General features: G+C 66.5%; 13 protein-coding genes. 7 read left to right on the top strand and 6 right to left on the bottom strand.

Annotation, left to right across the window (positions count from 1 at the left end):
- The first annotated feature begins 145 nt into the window (after positions 1–145).
- The 5 genes from BFD71_RS29865 (at position 146) to BFD71_RS29845 (ending at position 3,692) form a co-directional block, all read left to right on the top strand.
- A complete protein-coding gene (locus tag BFD71_RS29865; protein WP_069267904.1) occupies positions 146–1,438 on the top strand; it encodes an EAL and HDOD domain-containing protein in 1,293 nt (430 codons plus the stop codon).
- Between the two features lie 163 nt (positions 1,439–1,601).
- Positions 1,602–2,165, top strand: a complete 564-nt coding sequence (locus BFD71_RS29860; RefSeq protein WP_069267903.1) for a peroxiredoxin — start codon at positions 1,602–1,604, stop codon at positions 2,163–2,165.
- A gap of 130 nt (positions 2,166–2,295) precedes the next feature.
- Positions 2,296–2,763: a hypothetical protein gene (locus BFD71_RS29855; RefSeq protein ID WP_069267902.1), complete on the top strand. Its 468-nt coding sequence runs from the start codon at positions 2,296–2,298 to the stop codon at positions 2,761–2,763.
- A gap of 70 nt (positions 2,764–2,833) precedes the next feature.
- Positions 2,834–3,376, top strand: coding sequence for an outer membrane protein assembly factor BamE domain-containing protein (bamE, locus tag BFD71_RS29850; protein WP_069267901.1), 543 nt, complete (start codon positions 2,834–2,836; stop codon positions 3,374–3,376).
- A 52-nt stretch (positions 3,377–3,428) separates the two neighbouring features.
- A complete protein-coding gene (locus tag BFD71_RS29845) occupies positions 3,429–3,692 on the top strand; it encodes a hypothetical protein (protein ID WP_069267900.1) in 264 nt (87 codons plus the stop codon).
- A 51-nt stretch (positions 3,693–3,743) separates the two neighbouring features.
- On the opposite strand, the gene BFD71_RS29840 is transcribed toward BFD71_RS29845, so the two are convergent.
- The 5 genes from BFD71_RS29840 to BFD71_RS29820 form a co-directional block, all read right to left on the bottom strand.
- Complete coding sequence (locus BFD71_RS29840) at positions 3,744–7,043, bottom strand: efflux RND transporter permease subunit (RefSeq protein WP_069267899.1); 3,300 nt, start codon at positions 7,041–7,043, stop codon at positions 3,744–3,746.
- Between the two features lie 4 nt (positions 7,044–7,047).
- Positions 7,048–10,170: an MdtB/MuxB family multidrug efflux RND transporter permease subunit gene (locus BFD71_RS29835; RefSeq protein ID WP_069267898.1), complete on the bottom strand. Its 3,123-nt coding sequence runs from the start codon at positions 10,168–10,170 to the stop codon at positions 7,048–7,050.
- 6 nt (positions 10,171–10,176) lie between these two features.
- Positions 10,177–11,547, bottom strand: a complete 1,371-nt coding sequence (locus tag BFD71_RS29830; protein WP_069267897.1) for an MdtA/MuxA family multidrug efflux RND transporter periplasmic adaptor subunit — start codon at positions 11,545–11,547, stop codon at positions 10,177–10,179.
- Positions 11,548–11,926: 379 nt separating this feature from the next.
- Positions 11,927–12,763 carry an IclR family transcriptional regulator gene (locus tag BFD71_RS29825; RefSeq protein ID WP_069267896.1) on the bottom strand — a complete coding sequence of 279 codons (837 nt, stop codon included), beginning with the start codon at positions 12,761–12,763 and terminating at the stop codon, positions 11,927–11,929.
- Between the two features lie 465 nt (positions 12,764–13,228).
- Complete coding sequence (locus BFD71_RS29820; RefSeq protein ID WP_069267895.1) at positions 13,229–14,770, bottom strand: class I adenylate-forming enzyme family protein; 1,542 nt, start codon at positions 14,768–14,770, stop codon at positions 13,229–13,231.
- A gap of 276 nt (positions 14,771–15,046) precedes the next feature.
- On the opposite strand from BFD71_RS29820, the gene BFD71_RS29815 reads away from it, so the two are divergent.
- Positions 15,047–15,964 (top strand): LysR family transcriptional regulator, encoded by a 918-nt coding sequence (locus BFD71_RS29815; RefSeq protein ID WP_069267894.1) that lies wholly within the window; start codon positions 15,047–15,049, stop codon positions 15,962–15,964.
- 133 nt (positions 15,965–16,097) lie between these two features.
- On the top strand, positions 16,098–16,847 hold the full coding sequence (locus BFD71_RS29810) for an SDR family oxidoreductase (protein WP_069267893.1): 750 nt from the start codon (positions 16,098–16,100) through the stop codon (positions 16,845–16,847).
- Between the two features lie 69 nt (positions 16,848–16,916).
- Here the strand turns inward: BFD71_RS29810 and BFD71_RS29805 are convergent, their stop codons facing one another.
- Positions 16,917–18,119, bottom strand: coding sequence for an ammonium transporter (locus tag BFD71_RS29805; protein ID WP_069267892.1), 1,203 nt, complete (start codon positions 18,117–18,119; stop codon positions 16,917–16,919).
- Positions 18,120–18,133: the final 14 nt, after the last annotated feature.

Genomic DNA, 18,133 nt, shown 5'->3' with positions numbered 1-18,133 from the left:
GGCCCGGCGCGTCGGCGGCCATTACCGGCCATTCCATCCGTACGAGTCATCCGCCATGTCCGATTCATCGTCAGCGTTTGCCGCGCCGGCAAGCGAGGCTGCGCGAGACGATGCGGGCAGGGGCACCCCTGGTTCCGCGCCTTCTATGCCGTCAGCTTCACAACCGGACCTTGCTACCGGGTCATCAACGGGTCCGCAGCCGTTCGTCTATCTCGGGCGGCAGCCTATTCTCGATCGCAATGGCGCGCTCAACGCCTATGAGCTGCTGTTCCGCGGCGGCGCGCAGAACCGCGCGGACGTCGACGACGACGCGCTCGCCACGGCCCAGGTGATGACCCGCACGATCGGCCAGCTCGGCGTGCCCGCGGTGCTTGGCCGTCACTACGGCTATGTCAATATCAGCCGCGAGTTGCTGTTCGACGACATCGTGCATCTGCTGCCGCCGGGTCGCTTCGTGCTGGAGGTGCTCGAACACGTGCGCTTCGACGCCGCGGTGCTGGAGCGTCTCGCGCAACTGCGCCGCGCCGGCTACCGCATTGCCTTCGACGACGTGTGCGAGATCACGGAGAACCTGCTGCGCGCGTTGCCCTACGCGGACATCATCAAGGTCGACCTGCTGCAGACCGAGCGCGCGGCATTGCCTGGGCTCGTCGCGAGCCTCGCCGCGCACGGCAAGACGCTGATCGCCGAGAAGGTCGAGACGGGCGAGGACTTCGAGCTGGCCTCGTCGCTCGGCTTCGAGCTGTTTCAGGGCTACTTCTTCGCGCGCCCGCAGGTGCTGCGCGCGCCGCGCGTGCGCGCCTCGCGCCTCGCGCTCGTGCGCCTGCTCGCGCTGGTCGCCAACGACGTCGGCACGGCTGAACTCGAGCGCGAACTGCGCAGCCACCCCGGCGTAGTGGTGCAACTGTTGCGTCTCGTCAATTCGAGCGCGTACTCGCCGGGGCGGCCGATTTCGTCGCTGCGCGAAGCGGTGCTCGCGGCGGGCACGCGCCAGATCGCGCGCTGGGCGCAACTGCTGCTCTACGCGAGCGGACGCGACCTGCCGTGGGGCTCGGACCCGCTCGTGCAGCTCGCGGGCACACGCTCGCATTTCATGGAACTTGCCGCGCGCAGCCTGAGCCCGCAGGACCCCGATTTTGCCGATGCCGCCTTCATGACCGGCATCTTCTCGCTCGTGCACGTGCTGGTCGGCTCGACGCCCGAGCACACGCTCGATCGTCTCGGCCTTTCGCGCGAGATCGTCGAGGCCGTCGACGGTCATCGGGGCGAGCTCGGTACGCTGCTGCGCATCGCGACCGCGGCCGAGCGCGGCGATCACGACGGTGCGCAGCGCCTCGCGCGCGAGGCCGGAGGCATGTTCAATGCGCTCACGCCGCCGCTGCTCGGCGAGTTGAACCTGTGGGCCGGCGCGTGGTTCACGGCTTATGCCGAGGGTTGAATACAGCTTGTCAGGTTTGCGCCCGGGGGACGCGCTGCGAGTGCCGCAATTGTGTGATCCAATATCGGTATCGTCGCGGCGTCATGCGTCTCATTTGCATGATGGGCAAGACCCGCGGGCAAAACGCGCGCCGGCGTGGCGATTCAACTCGAGGGCATTTGACATGAAACCGAGGTTCTTTGCGGCGGGAGCCGCGGCGCTCGTCTGCGCCGGGCTTGCGCTCTTTACGCTGTCTGCGCAGGCAACGCTCAAGCCAGGCGATTCCGCCCCCGACTTCACGACCCAGGCATCGCTGGGCGGCAAGACCTACACCTATTCGCTCGCTTCGGAGCTCAAGAAGGGGCCAGTGGTGGTGTACTTCTATCCGGCTGCGTTCACGAAGGGCTGCACGATCGAGGCGCACGAATTCGCTGAAGCGGTCGATCAGTACAAGCAGTACGGTGCGACCGTGATCGGCGTTTCGCACGACAACATCGACACGCTCACGAAGTTTTCGGTGAGCGAGTGCCGCAGCAAGTTCCCGGTTGCCGCCGACGAAGACTCGAAGATCATCAAGTCGTACGACGCGTCGATGCCGCTGCACGAGTCGATGGCCAATCGCGTGTCGTATGTGATCGCGCCGGACGGCAAGATCATCTACGAATACACGAGCCTGTCGCCGGACCAGCACGTGAGTAACACGTTGCGCGCCTTGAAGGAGTGGGCCGAGCAGCATCCGCAGCAGTAGGGATCGCGAGTTATCGCAAACCGTAGTAAGCCATGAGGCCCGCCACGCGCGCGGGCCTCGTCGCGATCTGTCCCAGTCGTCCCTCCGCGTTTCGCCCTGGTTTTTCTCTCCCGCCGCACGGATTCCTCGCATGCCGATCGTCGTCGTTCTACTTGCCTTTGCCGCGCTCGTCTACGGCGCGTACTGGTCCTTCAACGCCATCGCGGCGCACTTCGGCACGGGCGTTGCCGTGGGCGCAGCGGTGGTTGCCGCAGCGTTGTTCGCCGCGCTCATCGCCTGGGTGTGGCGCCGGATGCGCGACGTGGCGCCCAATGTGCGCGGCGAAGGCGACTGGACACACCGCGTGGCCGGCGCCTGGGGCGAGGCCCGTCTCGCGGCGGGCAAGCGCTTCTGCGAGCTGACGCAGGGCGGCGCGCATGGCGCGTATATCTTCGCCGACCTGCAAGGCGCCCAGGCGGCGCGCGATGCCAACGGCTGGCACGTGGCGCTGCGAGTGGCCGACCCGAAGCGCCCGCTCTGGCAATTGCCGATGCCAAGCGAGCGCGAAGCGAAGCGCTGGGCGCGTATTTTCACGCTGGCGATTGCGCAAAAACTCTGAGCGCGGCGGCGGCGCTGAACGATCCGGGCGCAGCGCTGTCCCAACTACTTCCCGGCAACGCAGACTGGATATGTCACGAAAACCCTGGATCGCGGCGGCCTTGATCGCCGTCTGCGCCACGCTGCTCGCGGCGTGCGACCAGCAAAAGGTCGCCGACGCCGTCAACGCGATCAAGCCCGATTCGATGGCGTTCGGCGGCCTGCGCATTGGCGCGTCGACGGTCGAGGACGTGCGCCGGCAGGCGGGCAAGCCCGAAATGGTGTGGGAGGACGACGACGGCGCGCAGCGCCTCGAATACCCGCGCGGGCCCAACGGCCTCACCACGTGGATGCTCGACTTCGACGCGAACGGCAAGCTCGTGGCGATGACCCAGGCGCTCACGGCGCAGAATATCGCTCAGGTCGTGCCTGGCATGACGCAGGACGAAGTGCGGCGCCTGCTCGGCAAGCCGGCCACGGTAGCAAAATATGCGCTGAGCCACGAGGAAGTATGGAGCTGGCACTGGGCCGAAGGCGGTGTGGCGGGGGACGGCATGTTCAACGCCCATTTCGCGCCGGATGGGCTCGTGGTCAGGACCTCGCGCTCGGACGCACCGGGTCACGAGCAGCATTGAGTCGGCGAGCGCACCGATCGCATCGATCGCGCCAGCCGCAAGGAGAAAGCAGATGAAACGTATCGCGTTGCTATGGCATGTGGTGAAGGGCGATGCGCGCGTGCTGTGGCACGCGCTGCGCCAGCCGGGGCGTCCCGTGTGGCTCGTGCCCGCCACGGCGCTGCTCGCGCTCTATGCGCTCGACCCGTTCAATATCGCGATGCCGGTCGCCGGTGTCGTGGACGACGGCATCATCGTGCCGCTCGTGCTGCACCTGATCGTGCGTTGCCTGCCTGCGCATTTGCGCCAGCCGCGGCCTCGCCAGGCACGCGCATAAAAAAACGGCTGAAGCCACGCTTCAGCCGTCTTCAACTGCGGGAGCGCTCGCTCACTCCACTTGCGCCGCGGGCGCCGCGCGCCCGCGCTTCGCATCCCACCACACGCGCAGCCGGTCCATGTACAGGTACACCACCGGCGTCGTATAGAGCGTGAGCATCTGGCTCACGATCAGCCCGCCCACGATCGAGATACCGAGCGGCGCGCGCAACTCCGCACCTTCGCCGCGCCCGAACGCGAGCGGCAGCGCGCCGAGCAGCGCCGCACAGGTCGTCATCATGATCGGCCGGAAGCGCAGCAGGCAGGCCTGGTGAATCGCGTCGCGCGAGCTCAGCCCCTCACGCGACGCCTGGATCGCGAAGTCCACCATCATGATCGCGTTCTTCTTCACGATGCCGATCAGCAGAATCACGCCGATCAGCGCGATGATGCTGAACTCCGTCTTGAAGAGCAGCAGCGCGAGCAGCGCGCCCACGCCCGCCGAGGGCAGGGTGGAGAGAATCGTGAGCGGGTGGATATAGCTCTCGTACAGAATGCCCAACACGATATACACGGCCGCGAGCGCCGCGAGAATCAGCAGCGGCTGGTTATCGAGCGACTGCTGGAACGCCTGCGCCGTGCCCTGGAAGCTGCCGTGGATCGTCGCGGGCATGCCGATCTCGCCCATCGTGTCGTAAATCGCCTGGGTGGCGTCGGAGAGCGATTTGCCGGGCGGCAGGTTGAACGAGATCGTCGAGGCCACGAACTGGCTCTGGTGATTCACCGAAAGCGGCGTGGTGCCGGGGCCGAACGAGGCGAGCGACGAGAGCGGCACCATCGTTTCCTTCGACGTGGACACAGCCGCGCCCGACGACGCGCTCGACTTGCCGCTCGCGGCGAGCGAGTTGGTCGCGAGGTTGCGCGCGGAGTCGGCTGCGATGGCCGCGGCGCTCGTCGCCGTGGTGGCGGCCGTGCCGCCCGTCTTGGCGGTGGTGGGGCCCGTCACCGTGCCCGCCGTCGCGTTGGTGCTCTGCGCGCCGCTCGCCGTGCCGCCCGAGGTGCTCACCCAGATCTCGTTGAGCATGGTCGGGCTCTGCCAGTATTTCGGCGCGACTTCCATCACCACGTGGTACTGGTTGAGCGGGTTGTAGATCGTCGAGACCTGGCGCTGGCCGAACGCGTCGTAAAGCGTGTTGTCGATCTGCGAGGGCGTGATGTTCAGCCGCGCGGCGCTCTGCCGGTCGATGTTGATCATCGATTCGAGGCCGCCTTGCTGCTGGTCCGAATTCACGTCGGCGAGTTCGGGGCGCGCCTGCAGCGCTTCGGTGAGCTTCGGCCCCCACTTGTAGAGGTCGGCGGTGTTGTCCGCGAGCAGCGTGAACTGGTACTGCGCGTTCGACTGCCGGCCGCCCACGCGAATATCCTGCACCGCTTGCAGGAAGGTTCGCGCGCCCGCCACGTTCGAGAGCGGCCCGCGCAGTTGCGCGATCACTTCGTCGGCGGAAATCTTGCGCTCGCTCTTGGGCTTGAGCGAGACGAACATGAAGCCCGAGTTGGTCGCGCGCCCGCCCGAGAATCCCGCGACCGATTCCACGGCGGGGTTCGCCTGCACGATGCGCATCATCTCGGCGAACTTCACCTTCATCGCCTGGAACGAGGTGGACTGGTCGGCCTGGATGCCGCCGACGAGGCGCCCCGTGTCCTGCTGCGGGAAGAAGCCCTTGGGCACGATCACGTAGAGCGCGACGTTCAGCGCGATGGTCGCGACGAGCGTGAGCAGGATGACGAACGGATGCGCCAGCGCCCAGCCGAGCGTGCGCTCGTAGCCGCCCTGCATGCGCTGGAAGCCGCGCTCGAGCCACTGCGCGAAGCGGCCTTCTTCCTTCTTCTCGTGCGCTTCTTCGAGCAGGCGCGAGCACATCATCGGCGTGAGCGTGAGAGAGACGGCGAGCGACACCGCAATGGCGAGCGAGAGCGTGAGCGCGAACTCGCGGAACAGGCGCCCGACAATGCCGCCCATCAGCAAAATGGGCAGGAACACGGCGACGAGCGAGACGCTGATCGAGAGCACCGTGAAGCCCACTTCGCGCGCGCCGAGCAGCGCCGCCTTCATGCGCGGCACGCCGTTTTCGATATGCCGCGAGATGTTCTCGAGCACGACGATGGCGTCGTCGACGACGAAGCCGGTCGCGATGGTGAGCGCCATCAGCGAGAGGTTGTCGAGCGAAAAGCCCATCAGGTACATCGCCGCGAAGGTGCCGATGATCGAGATGGGCACGGCCACGCTCGGAATGAGCGTCGCGCGCCAGTTGCGCAGGAACAGGAACACCACCATCACGACGAGCGCCACGGCGATCATGAGCGTGCGCTCGGTGTCCTTGAGCGAGGAGCGGATCGTGACCGAGCGGTCGGACGTCGGGATCACCTCGACGTCGGCGGGCAGCGACGCCTTGAGCTGCGGCAGCATGGCGATCACGCGGTCCACGGTCTCGATGATGTTCGCGCCCGGCTGGCGGTAGAGGATCACGAGCACGGAACGCTTGCCGTTGGCGAGTCCGATGTTGCGCAGGTCTTCCACCGAATCGACCACTTCGCCCACGTCGGAGAGCTTCACGCCCGCGCCGTTGCGGTAGGCGATCACGAGGTCCTTGTACTGGCTCGCCTTGCTCGCCTGGTCATTGGTGTAGAGCTGAAAGCGCTGCGGACCGAATTCGATATCGCCCTTGGGGCTGTTCGCGTTGGCCGAGGCGAGCGCGGCGCGCACGTCCTCGAGGCCGATGCCGTAGTGAAAGAGCGCATGCGGCTCCAGCTCCACGCGCACGGCCGGATTGGCCGAGCCGCTCACGTCGACTTCGCCCACGCCGTCCACCTGCGAGAGCGACTGCTGCAGCACCGTCGCCGCCGAGTCGTAGAGCTGGCCCGCGCTCAACGTGGGCGAGGTGAGCGCGAGAATCAGAATCGGCGCGTCGGCGGGGTTGACCTTGTGGTAGGTCGGGTTCTGCCGCAGGCTCGTGGGCAGGTCCGCGCGCGCCGCGTTGATCGCCGCCTGCACGTCGCGCGCCGCGCCGTCGATGTCGCGGTTCAGGCCGAATTGCAGCGTGATGCGCGTGCTGCCCACCGAGCTTTGCGAGGTCATCTCCGAGACGTCGGCGATCGAGCCCAGATGCCGCTCCAGCGGGCTCGCCACGCTGGTTGCCACCGTCTCGGGGCTCGCGCCCGGCAAGGTGGCCTGCACGGAGATGGTCGGAAAGTCCACCTGCGGCAAGGGCGCGACCGGCAGCTTCGTGAACGCGAAGAGGCCGGCCAGCGCGATGCCGACGGCGAGCAGCGTGGTCGCGACGGGGCGCGAGATGAACGGGCGCGAGAGATTCATCGCGTCAGCTCTCCGACGAAGACGACGCCGCGCCGTGCGAACCGCCGCCAAAGCGCTGGCGCAGACGCTGCGCGATCCGGTCGAACGCGAGGTAGATCACCGGCGTCGTGAAGAGCGTGAGCGCCTGGCTCACGATCAGGCCGCCCGCAATCGCGATGCCGAGCGGCCGGCGCAGCTCGCTGCCCGCGCCGTAGCCGAGGATCAGCGGCACGGCGCCGAGCAGCGCCGCCATCGTCGTCATCATGATCGGCCGGAAGCGCAGCAGACACGCCTGGTAGATCGCCTCGCGCGGCGGCTTGCCTTCGTGGCGCTCGGCCTCGAGCGCGAAGTCGATCATCATGATGGCGTTCTTCTTCACGATGCCGATCAAGAGCACGATGCCGATGATGCCGATGATGTCGAGGTCGTGCCCGGTCAGGATCAGCGCGAGCAAAGCGCCGATCCCGGCCGACGGCAGCGTCGAGAGAATCGTGATCGGGTGCACGAAGCTCTCGTACAGCACGCCGAGCACGATATACATCGTGACGATGGCCGCGAGGATCAGGAACAGCTCGTTGGACAGCGACGCCTGGAACGCGAGCGCGGCGCCCTGGAAGCGGGTCTGGAACGAGCCCGGCAGGCCGATGTCCTTTTCCGCCTGCTGGATCGCCTTCACCGCCGCGCCGAGCGAGGAGCCCTGAGCCAGGTTGAACGAGATCGTCGTGGCCGGGAACTGCGAGAGATGCGTGACGAGCAGCGGCGCGGGCCGCTCGTGGAACTTCGCGATGGCCGAGAGCGGCACCTGGCCCGTGCTCGAGGTCGAGGAGGGCAGGTAGATCGAATTCAGCGCGTCGGTGTAGTGCTGCAGAACCGGATCGGCTTCGAGAATCACGCGGTACTGGTTCGACTGCGTGAAGATCGTCGAGATGATGCGCTGGCCGTAGGCGTCGTAGAGCGCGTTATCCACCGTCGCGGGCGTGATGCCGTAGCGCGCGGCGCTCGCGCGGTCGATCTCGATGAACACCGAGCTGCCCTGGTCCTGCAGGTCGGTCGCCACGTCCGCGAGTTCGGGCAGTTGCTTCAGGCGCTGCACGAGCTTCGGCACCCAGGTCGTGAAGTCCTGGATGTTCGGCGTGGTGAGCATGAACTGATACTGCGTGGGGCTCACCGTCGAGTCGATCGTGAGGTCCTGCACCGGCTGCATATAGAGCGTCGCGCCCGGCACGTGGGCCACACTCGTTTGCAGGTCGCGGATAATCTCGCTCGCCGTTTCGCTGCGGTCGTCGCGCGGCTTCAGGTTGATGAGCATGCGGCCGCTGTTGAGCGTGATATTGGTGCCGTCCACGCCGATGAACGAGGTGAGGCTCTCGACGTTCTCGTTCTTGAGAATTTCCGCGGCGAGCGCCTGCTGGCGCTCGGCCATCGACGCATACGACACCGATTGCGGCATCTGTGTGATGGCCTGGATCACGCCCGTGTCCTGCACGGGGAAGAAACCCTTGGGCACGATCACGTAGAGAATGCCGGTGAGCACGAGTGTGATGAGGAACACGATCATTGTGAGGCGCTGGCGTGCGAGCACCCATTCGAGCGCCACGCCGTAGCGGCCGATCACATAGTCGAAGAACGCATGCACGCGCGCCTCGAAGCGGTGGCTTTCGGGCGGCGGCGTGTGGCGCAGCATTTTCGCGCACATCATCGGCACGAGCGTGAGCGAGACCACGGCCGAGATCACGATCGTCACCGCGAGCGTGATGGCGAATTCGTGGAACAGGCGGCCCACCACGTCGCCCATGAAGAGCAGCGGAATCAGCACGGCGATCAGCGACACCGTCAGCGAGATGATGGTGAAGCCGATCTGCTTCGAACCCTTTAGCGCCGCTTCGAGCGGCGTGTCGCCCGCCTCCACGTAGCGCGCGATGTTCTCGATCATGACGATGGCGTCGTCCACCACGAAACCGGTCGCGATGGTGAGCGCCATCAACGACAGGTTGTCGAGCGAGAAGCCGCACAGGTACATGACCGCGAGCGTGCCGATCAGCGATAGCGGCACCGAAAGGCTCGGAATGATCGTGGCGTAGATGTTCGCGAGGAACAGGTACATCACGAGCACCACGAGCACCACCGACATCAGCAGCTCGAACTGCACGTCGCGCACCGAGGCGCGGATCGTGGTGGTGCGGTCGGTGACGATCTGCACGTCGAGCGAAGAGGGCAGCGACTCCTGCAACTGCGGCAACAGCGCCTTGATGCTGTCCACCACCTGGATCACGTTCGCGCCCGGCTGGCGCTGCACGTTCAGGATGATGGCGGGGGTGCCGTCGGCCCACGCGCCGAGCTTGGTGTTCTCCGCGCCCTGCACGATGTTCGCGACGTCGGTGAGCATGACGGGGCGGCCGTTGCGGTAGGCGATTACCGCGTCCTTGTAGGCGTCGGCGTCGGTCAGCTGGTCGTTCGCGTTGATCGTGTAGGCGCGCGTGGGGCCGTCGAAGTTGCCCTTGGGCGTGTTGACGTTCAGGTTCGAAATGCTCGTGCGCAGGTCGTCGAGGTTCAGGCCGTAGGCCGCGAGCGCGCGCGGATTCGCCTGGATGCGCACGGCCGGGCGCTGGCCGCCCGAGAGGCTCACGAGGCCCACGCCCGCCACCTGCGAAATCTTCTGCGCGAGGCGGGTGTCGGCGAGATCCTGGATCTGCGTGAGCGGCAGCGTCTTCGAGGTGATCGCGAGCGTGAGGATCGGCGCGTCGGCGGGGTTGACCTTGGCGTAGATCGGCGGCGCGGGCAGGTCCGAGGGCAGCAGGTTGCCGGCCGCGTTGATGGCGGCCTGCACTTCCTGTTCGGCCACGTCGAGCGGCAGGTCGAGGCTGAACTGGAGCGTGATGACCGAGGAGCCCGCCGAACTCTGCGACGACATCTGGTTGAGCGACGGCATCTGCCCGAACTGACGTTCGAGCGGCGCCGTGACCGAGGACGTCATCACGTCCGGACTCGCCCCCGGGTAGAAGGTCTGCACCTGGATGGTCGGGTAATCGACTTCAGGCAGCGCGGAAAGCGGCAGAAAGCGCAGCGCGACGAGACCGACCAGCATGATCGCCGCCATGAGCAGCGCCGTGCCGACCGGCCGCAGGATAAAGGCGCGGGATGGATTCATGCTGGCTTACTGGGCTTGCGTCTGCGAGGCGTGGCGATGGCCATGACGCGCGCCGGCCCCTGATGCGCCTTGCGCGCCCGCGGCTCCCGACGCTCCCGACGCTCCCGACGCTCCCTTAGCGTGTTGCGGATGCTCGGCGGGAATCGTGATCTTCGCGCCTTCGCGCAGACGGTCGGAGCCGTCGGTCACGACGCGCTCGCCCACGGTGAGGCCCGAGGCGATGCTGGTGCGTTCGGCATCGACGGGGCCGACCTTCACGAGCCGCACCGTCACCGTGTTATCGGGCTTCGCGACATAGACGTACTGCCCCTGCGAGCCGTTGAGCACGGCCGAAGTGGGCACGATCACGGCGTCGTGGATCGTATCGACGAGCAGGCGCGCGTTCACGAACTGGTTCGGAAAGAGCCCCTGCTCATGGTTCGTGAAGCTCGCGCGCAGCTTGACGGTGCCCGTGGTGGTGTCGATCTGGTTGTCGATGGTCTGGAGCGAGCCGGCTTCGAGCAGCGTCGTGTTGCTGCGGTCGTAGGCCGTGACCGACATTTTCGTGCCCGCGCGCAGCTGCTTCATGATGGGGGGCAGGTTGTCCTCCGAAGTCGTGAAGATCACGCTGATCGGCTCGAGCTGCGTGAGCACGACGATGCCGTTGGTGTCGCTGGGCGTCACGTAGTTGCCCGGATCGACCTGGCGCAGGCCCACGCGGCCCGAGACGGGCGCCGTGATGCGCGCGTAGGTCAGGTCGAGCTTGTAGGTATCGACGCTGGCCTGATCGGACTTGACGGTGCCCTCATATTGCTTGACGAGCGAGGCCTGGGTGTCGACCTGCTGGCTCGCGATCGAGTCTTGCGAGAGCAGCGTCTGGTAGCGCTTGAGGTCGAGGCGCGCCGTGGCGAGCAGCGCCTGGTCGCGCGCGAGCTGGCCTTCGGCGTTGGCGAGCGAGATCTGGTAGGGGCGCGGGTCGATCTGGGCGAGCACGTCGCCCTTTTTCACCATCTGGCCTTCCTGGAAGTACACGTCCTGAAGCGTGCCGGATAGTTGCGTGCGCACCGTGATGTCGGCAAGCGGCGTGACCGTGCCGAGCGCGGTGATGACGATGGGCATGTCGCCGGCCTTCGCCGTCGCCACGCTCACGGGCTGCGGCATGTTGGCCATGGCGCCCGGACCGCCGCGCCGCGCGTGCGCGCCGGCCGCCGGTGCGGCGTTGCCGCCCGAGAGCGCCTTGTTCCACGGCTGCCAGCGCGCGAGCACGATGCCGGCGATCACGATGACCACACCCAGTGCGATGAACTTGCCCTTGCCGCGCCTCGCGGCGACCGGAGCGGGGGACTGCGGCGTCGTGTCTTTACGGGGGGAATCCGGGCGCTTTTCTTGTTGATCCATCGGTCAGGTCGGTAACAGGTTCTCGAAGCGGGGTTCTCGAAGGCTCTTGGCGGAGCTCACTAAAGGGGGCCGGCCGCGAAGCGCTCGCACAAGCGCGCCGCAGCGGCGCGCGCCGATGCCTCCCAGGCCGTGCGCTAGCAAGATGTCAGGACGCGCCGCGCTGCGGCCCGGGTGCCGCGCCATGCGCTCACGGGCATGGACGGCGTCGCTGGCGGCTGGCTGGCGTAACGGGCGAAGGGCGGCGGCGCGGCTGGCCCTTGCCGCCAAAAAGCATGATGCTACGTTGCCCCCTTCGTTACAGTCCAGTGCCGTTTCTTTCGAGACGTTACGAGCGTTACACCCTTCGAGTGCTTTTTGTAAGGCGCAGCCGCTCGTGTTGTCAGGTCGCGTGGGGCAGGCGCAGGGCGCCGCCGATTTCGTCGACGACGTGCGCAACGCATTCGCGCATCAGCGGCACGACGTGGCTGACGAGCCACTCGCGCGGGCACTGCTGCGCGGCGCCGCCGCAGTTGATGGCGTAGATCTCGCCGTTGGGACCCGCGAACGCCGTGGCGATGGCGTTGAGCCCTTCGTACCATTCGCCGATCGCGAGCCCGTAGCCGTGGGCGGCGGTCTCGGCGAGCGCGGCGTCGAGACGGCTGCCGAAGACGCCCCAGTCGTTGCCGGTCGAAGTCTGCAGCGTGGCGGTGAGTTCCGCGCGCGCGTGCGGGTCGAGCGCGGCGAGGTAGGCGCGTCCGACGGCGGTGCGGCCCATGTCGATGCGCGAGCCGACCTCGAGGCGCGTGACGAGCACGGCGGTGCGCGGGCGGATCGCGTCGATCACGACCATGTCCAGACGGTCGCGCACGGTCAGGTGCACCGAGAGCGCGGTGCGCTCGGCCAGCCGCGTGAGAAACGGCCGCGCCCGGCTGCGGATGTCGGCGTTGCGCAGGAAGCCGTTGGACAGCTCGAGCACCGACGAAGTGAGCACGAAGCGTTCGCTGTCGGGCAGCCGGGCGAGAAAGCCCGTGCTCACGAGCGTGCCCGTGAGGCGCGAAAGCGTGGGCTTGGGAATGCCCGTCAGTTCGGTCAGTTCGCGGTTGCTGAGCGGCGCGTCGGCGGCCGCGACGCAGCGCAGGACGGCAAGGCCGCGCGCGAGCGCCGTCACTTCGTCGGCGCCGCCGTCTTTATCTCGCGGAGCGTCTTCAGGAAGGCGCGAATCGGGTGCGGAAGTCATTGGCGGGACAATTTTCCGAAACAGGATTTCAGTTTTGAGATTTCGCGCGAGGCGTTACAAAGTCAGCGCGGGCGTGCCGCGCGATACAGCCGTTTGCGTTCGATCAATGCGGCGCTCCCTAAATTAGGGCGCTAATTCTCAGACGATTGTAATGGATGCCAGAAGCTCGACGATTGGCGCATTTTGGCGAGATTTTGCTTGACTTAGTCAGCATGTAGGTAAAAAATGGAATGCGATTTCGGCAATCCGCCTCGACCCCGCAAAATTGCGGGGTTTTAATGTGCCATGCGGTATGCAATTCGCATAATTGCGCATCTTTTTCCGACGGCACGGCGCATCCGAATACCGGCTCTCAGGTTCTAGCACGGCCCTCGGAATGGCTAGAACTTTTCAAGGCGCCACGTGCAAACGTGGCGCTTTTTTTTCCGCCGGCTCCAAATCCACGAACGTGCGCCAGGCGGCCGGTCAGGCGACCTCGCCGCTATAGCGCTCCCGCAACTCACGCTTGAGCACCTTGCCGATCGGGCTTCGCGGTAGCGCGTCGACGATCACCACGTCGGCAAGCCGCTGCATCTTCCCCAATTGCCCGTTGGCCCAAGCGGCGAGCGTGACGGCGGTCAATGCCGAACCGCGCTGGAGCGTGACGAACGCCACCGGCGTTTCGCCCCAGCGCGCCGATGGAACGCCAACCACCGCGGATTCGGCGACTTCGGGGTGCCGGGCGAGCACCTGTTCCAGATCACTTGGATAGATGTTGAAGCCGCCCGAGATGATCATGTCCTTCTTGCGGTCCATCAGCACGAGGAAGCCGTCTTCGTCGAAGCGGCCGACATCCCCGGTTCGAATGAAGCGCCGCCCATCGCCGTCGTACCACTCGGCTTGCGCCGTCTTGTCCGGTTGCCGGTAGTAGCCGGTCATCATGGCAGGCGAGCGCCCGACGATTTCACCGGCTTCCCCGGCGGCGACCTCGCGTCCGTCGGCATCGATCAGGCGCATTTCATGGCCGTTCAGCGGGCGGCCAACGGTGTGCAGCTTGTCGGGAAACTCGTCCGCGCAAAGCTCGCATGACGCGCCGCCTTCGGTCATGCCATAGAACTCGGTGAGTTTGCCCGGCCACCTGCGCAGGGCGTCCGCCTTGAGGGCCGCCGCGAACGGCGCGCTCGTGCAGAACTTCGAGTGGAAGCTGGACAGGTCGTAGCGATCGAAGTCCGGATGGCCGAGGATGCGTTGGTATTGCACCGGAACCAGCATGGTGTGCGTGACGTGCTTGCGCTCGGCAAGCTCGAGATATTGCTTCGCATCGAACTTCGGCATGAGGACGACCGTTCCGCCGAGCGCGAGCGTCGGGAAGAAGCTCACCAGCGTGGTGTTCGAATAGAGGGGCGTCGCAATCAAGGTGACGGCGTGCGGCCCGTATCCGCGCTCGAGACTTCGCAGCGTATAGGCATAACGCATCGCGTGCGACTGGACGATCCCTTTGGGCGCGCCCGTCGTGCCGGACGAGTAAATGATGTTGAACGCCCACTCCGGCCGAATTTCCACGTGCGAGGGCGCGGCGCCCACGGGCGCGAGCCACGCATCGAATTGCCCGGCTGCACCGATGTCGACGACGCGCAGCGCAGGCGGCAGCGTGACGCCCGCAAGCAACTGGCAAACCGCCGCATCGGCGAAGAGGATTTGCGCCCGCGAGTTCTCCAGCATGGCGACGAGGCTGTCCGCATGCGTGGAGGGCGACAGCGGGGCGACCGCGAGTCCTGCCCGGAGCGCGCCGAAGAAAACGGCGGCATAGGGGATGGAACTCGACGCACAAATGGCCACGACGTCTTCGGGTGCCAGCCCGTCACGCTGCAGCGCGGCCGCACAGCGGTCGATCAGCGCATCGAGCGCGGCGAACGTGACGGTCTCGTCTTCGCAGACAATGGCCGCGCGCGCGCCGTGTTCCGCCGTGCGTTGGCGAATCATGGCGGTCAAGTCGACGAACGGGGAGTCGGGGGACTGCACGGACATGGCCTCATACCTCACTGGAAAGATGTCTTCGCGATGGCGTGATGCAGTTCTCTTGCGCAATGGTCTCCCTTTTGATGGGCGCGCGGGCACGCTTCACGGTTTGTGAACGTGCGTTCGATTCTCGGGCTGGTCATTGCGCCAGGCAACGACAATTTTGTTGGACAGACCGTCAAGGCGACTTTGACAGTTCGCCCCCAAGGACGCGGCGTCATGTGAACCGACCTACGTTCCCTTTCTGCCATACCATCGCTCATCACCCGTTCGATGGAGTCGCACATGCTCTCCGAAGAGGAACTGGCGTTGCTCGACGCCATCCGCGAAACCGGCAGCCTGTCGCGCGCGGCGGCACGGCTGAACAAGGCGCCTTCCACGATCTCCCATGCGGCGCGCCAACTCGAGGCGCGCTTCGACGCGCTGCTCTTCGACCGTCGGCGCTACCGGCTGCAGCTCACTCCAGCCGGCCATCTGCTCGCCGAGGAGGCGAGCCGCCTGATGCAGGACGTCGCGCGCATGACGCAGCGCGTGCGCCAGGTCGCGAACGGCTGGGAAGACCGCTTGTGGATCGTCACCGACGAGATTCTCGAATTCGAACTGCTCATGCCGGTGATCCGCGACTTCGACGCGCTGCAGTCGGGCGTCAAGCTGCGTTTCACGCACGAGGTGCTTTCCGGCACCTGGGAGGCGCTGCGCGACGGCCGCGCCGATCTCATCGTCGGTGCGACCAACGAACCGCCCGCCATCGACGGCCTGCACTGGTTCGAACTCGGCGTGATGGAGTGGGTGTTCGCGGTGGCGCCGCGCCATCGGCTCGCGCGCGAGAAGGCGCCGCTCACGCGCGAGCGCATGCTGGCCGAGCGCGGCGTGGCGGTCGGCGATTCGGCGCGGCTCACGCCGGGCCGCGGCTACGGGCTGCTCGGGGGGCAGGAGGTGCTGGCGGTGCCGTCGATGCGCGCGAAGATCCTCGCGCAGCGCGAGGGCCTGGGTGTCGGCTGGGTGCCGCGGCGGCGCGCGGCGAAGCTCATCGAGCGCGGCGAACTGGTCGAGAAGGTCACGGCGAACCCGCGCGAGCCGAACATGCTTTACGTGGCGTGGCGCGGTGAACACGTGGGACGCGCACTGCAATGGTGGATCGACCGGCTGCGCGAGCCGCGTCTTGCCAGGCGCCTCGTGGACGGAATCGAGGTCACGGGCTGAAGCCGGCTGCCCGTGCAAAACGTTCGACAGCTTCGAACGTTTGCGCCAAAACCTTCGTACGGCAGAAAGCGCGCCGCCCGGCAATATGGCATCACAGTCTCAGATCGAGACTATCCCCTTCAAGGAGAACGTCATGAACCGCTTTGCAAACAAAACTGTCCTCGTCACCGGCGGAACCAGCGGTATCGGCCTCGCTGCCGCGCAAGCCTATGCCGCCGAAGGCGCGCACGTCATCGTCACGGGCCGCGACGAAGCCAGCCTCGAAGCCGCGCGGCGCGCGCTTGGCCCGAACGCGCACGCATGGCGCAACGACGCGGCCTCGATCACAGGCGCGCGCGAGCTGGCCGCCGCCGTGCGCGACGCCGGCCTGCGCCTCGACGCGGTGTTCATCAACGCAGGCGTGGCGAAGCTCGCGCCGTTCGAGCAAGTGGACGAAGCGCTCTGGGACGTCACCTTCGACACCAACGTGAAGGGCGCGTACTTCCAGATTCAATCGCTCCTGCCGGTGCTGGGCGACGGTGCGGCCATCGTGCTCAACGGCTCGATCAACGCGCATATCGGCATGCCCACGTCGTCGGTGTATGCGGCGAGCAAGGCCGCGCTGATCTCGTTCGCGAAGACACTTTCGGCCGAACTGCTGCCGCGCGGCATTCGCGTGAACGTGGTGAGCCCCGGGCCCGTGAAGACGCCGCTCTACAACAAGTTCGGCATGGATGCCGCCGCGCTCGCGGCGGCCGAGGAATCGATTCGTGGGCTGGTGCCGCTCAAGCGCTTTGCGACGGCGGAAGAGATCGCGTCGACCGTGCTGCATCTGAGCGCGGCGGAGTCGGCCTTCATGATCGGCACCGAAGTGATCGTCGCCGGCGGCATGGGCCAGCTTTGATGATCCGTTAGTGATGCGTACGGAATGCGGGCGGCAGGGCGCCGCCCGCGTGAGCGTACTGCGCGTCGGTCAGGAAACCGTTTCGCGTTCCGGCGTGGCCGTGATCTTGTGGATCGACAGGTCGGTGCCGTTGAATTCCTGTTCGCGATCGATGCGCAGCCCAACGAATTTGCGCAGCAGGCCGTACACCACGAGCCCGCCAAGGAAGGCGATCGCGATGCCCGCAATCGTGCCGACGATCTGCGCGGCGAGCGAGACGCCGCCCAGGCCGCCGAGCCAGCGCTGGCCGAAAACGCCCGCGGCGATGCCGCCCCATGCGCCGCACAGGCCGTGCAGCGGCCACACGCCGAGCACGTCGTCGATGCGCCAGCGGTTCTGCACGCAGGTGAACATATAGACGAACAGCGCGCCGGCAACCGCCCCCGTCACGAGCGCGCCGAGCGGATGCATGATGTCCGAGCCCGCGCACACGGCCACGAGCCCCGCGAGCGGCCCGTTGTACGTGAAGCCCGGATCGTTGCGGCCCGCGAACCACGCGGCGAGCGTGCCGCCCACCATCGCCATGAGCGAGTTGACGGCAACAAGACCGCTGATCTTGTCGATGGTCTGCGCGCTCATGACGTTGAAGCCGAACCAGCCCACCGCGAGCACCCATGCGCCAAGCGCGAGGAACGGGATGTTCGAAGGCGGGTGCGCGGCGATGCGGCCGTCGCGCGTATAGCGGCCGTGGCGCGGCCCGAGCAGCAACACGGCCGGCAGCGCGATCCAGCCGCCGAACGCGTGGACGACTACCGAGCCCGCGAAGTCATGGAACGGCACGCCGAACACGTGCGTCATCGCATCCTCGAAACCGAGGCGGTTGTTCCACACCATCCCCTCGAAGAACGGGTAGATGAAGCCGACGATCACGAAGGTCGCGAACAGCTGCGGATTGAACTTCGAGCGCTCGGCGATGCCGCCAGACACGATGGCCGGAATGGCCGCCGCGAAGGTGAGGAGGAAGAAGAAGCGCACGAGCGCGTAGCCGTTGTGCTCGGCGAGCACGTCCGCGTGCGAGAAGAACTGCACGCCGTAGGCGAGCGTATAGCCGATGAAGAAGTAGGCGATCGTCGAAATCGAAAAATCGACGAGGATCTTCACGAGCGCATTGACCTGGTTCTTCTTGCGCACGGTGCCGAGTTCGAGAAACGCGAACCCCGCGTGCATGGCGAGCACCATGGCGGCGCCCAGCAGCAGGAATAGCGTGTCGGTGCCGGTTTTTAGATTGTCCATCTGGCGTACCCAGT

The organism is Paraburkholderia nodosa (genome assembly GCF_001718195.1).
Taxonomy (GTDB): Bacteria; Pseudomonadota; Gammaproteobacteria; order Burkholderiales; family Burkholderiaceae; genus Paraburkholderia; species Paraburkholderia nodosa_A.
Note: the sequence above shows the minus strand (reverse complement) of the source record. Positions and strands in the feature narration are given on the sequence as shown.

Bases quoted from the DNA above. Each gene is read 5' to 3' on its own strand.
- BFD71_RS29820 (WP_069267895.1), bottom strand. From the start codon at position 14,770: ATGTCCGTGCAGTCCCCCGACTCCCCGTTCGTCGACTTGACCGCCATG.
- BFD71_RS29860 (WP_069267903.1), top strand. From the start codon at position 1,602: ATGAAACCGAGGTTCTTTGCGGCGGGAGCCGCGGCGCTCGTCTGCGCC.
- BFD71_RS29815 (WP_069267894.1), top strand. From the start codon at position 15,047: ATGCTCTCCGAAGAGGAACTGGCGTTGCTCGACGCCATCCGCGAAACC.
- BFD71_RS29830 (WP_069267897.1), bottom strand. From the start codon at position 11,547: ATGGATCAACAAGAAAAGCGCCCGGATTCCCCCCGTAAAGACACGACG.
- BFD71_RS29805 (WP_069267892.1), bottom strand. From the start codon at position 18,119: ATGGACAATCTAAAAACCGGCACCGACACGCTATTCCTGCTGCTGGGC.
- BFD71_RS29865 (WP_069267904.1), top strand. From the start codon at position 146: ATGCCGTCAGCTTCACAACCGGACCTTGCTACCGGGTCATCAACGGGT.
- bamE (WP_069267901.1), top strand. From the start codon at position 2,834: ATGTCACGAAAACCCTGGATCGCGGCGGCCTTGATCGCCGTCTGCGCC.
- BFD71_RS29825 (WP_069267896.1), bottom strand. From the start codon at position 12,763: ATGACTTCCGCACCCGATTCGCGCCTTCCTGAAGACGCTCCGCGAGAT.
- BFD71_RS29840 (WP_069267899.1), bottom strand. From the start codon at position 7,043: ATGAATCTCTCGCGCCCGTTCATCTCGCGCCCCGTCGCGACCACGCTG.
- BFD71_RS29810 (WP_069267893.1), top strand. From the start codon at position 16,098: ATGAACCGCTTTGCAAACAAAACTGTCCTCGTCACCGGCGGAACCAGC.
- BFD71_RS29835 (WP_069267898.1), bottom strand. From the start codon at position 10,170: ATGAATCCATCCCGCGCCTTTATCCTGCGGCCGGTCGGCACGGCGCTG.
- BFD71_RS29845 (WP_069267900.1), top strand. From the start codon at position 3,429: ATGAAACGTATCGCGTTGCTATGGCATGTGGTGAAGGGCGATGCGCGC.
- BFD71_RS29855 (WP_069267902.1), top strand. From the start codon at position 2,296: ATGCCGATCGTCGTCGTTCTACTTGCCTTTGCCGCGCTCGTCTACGGC.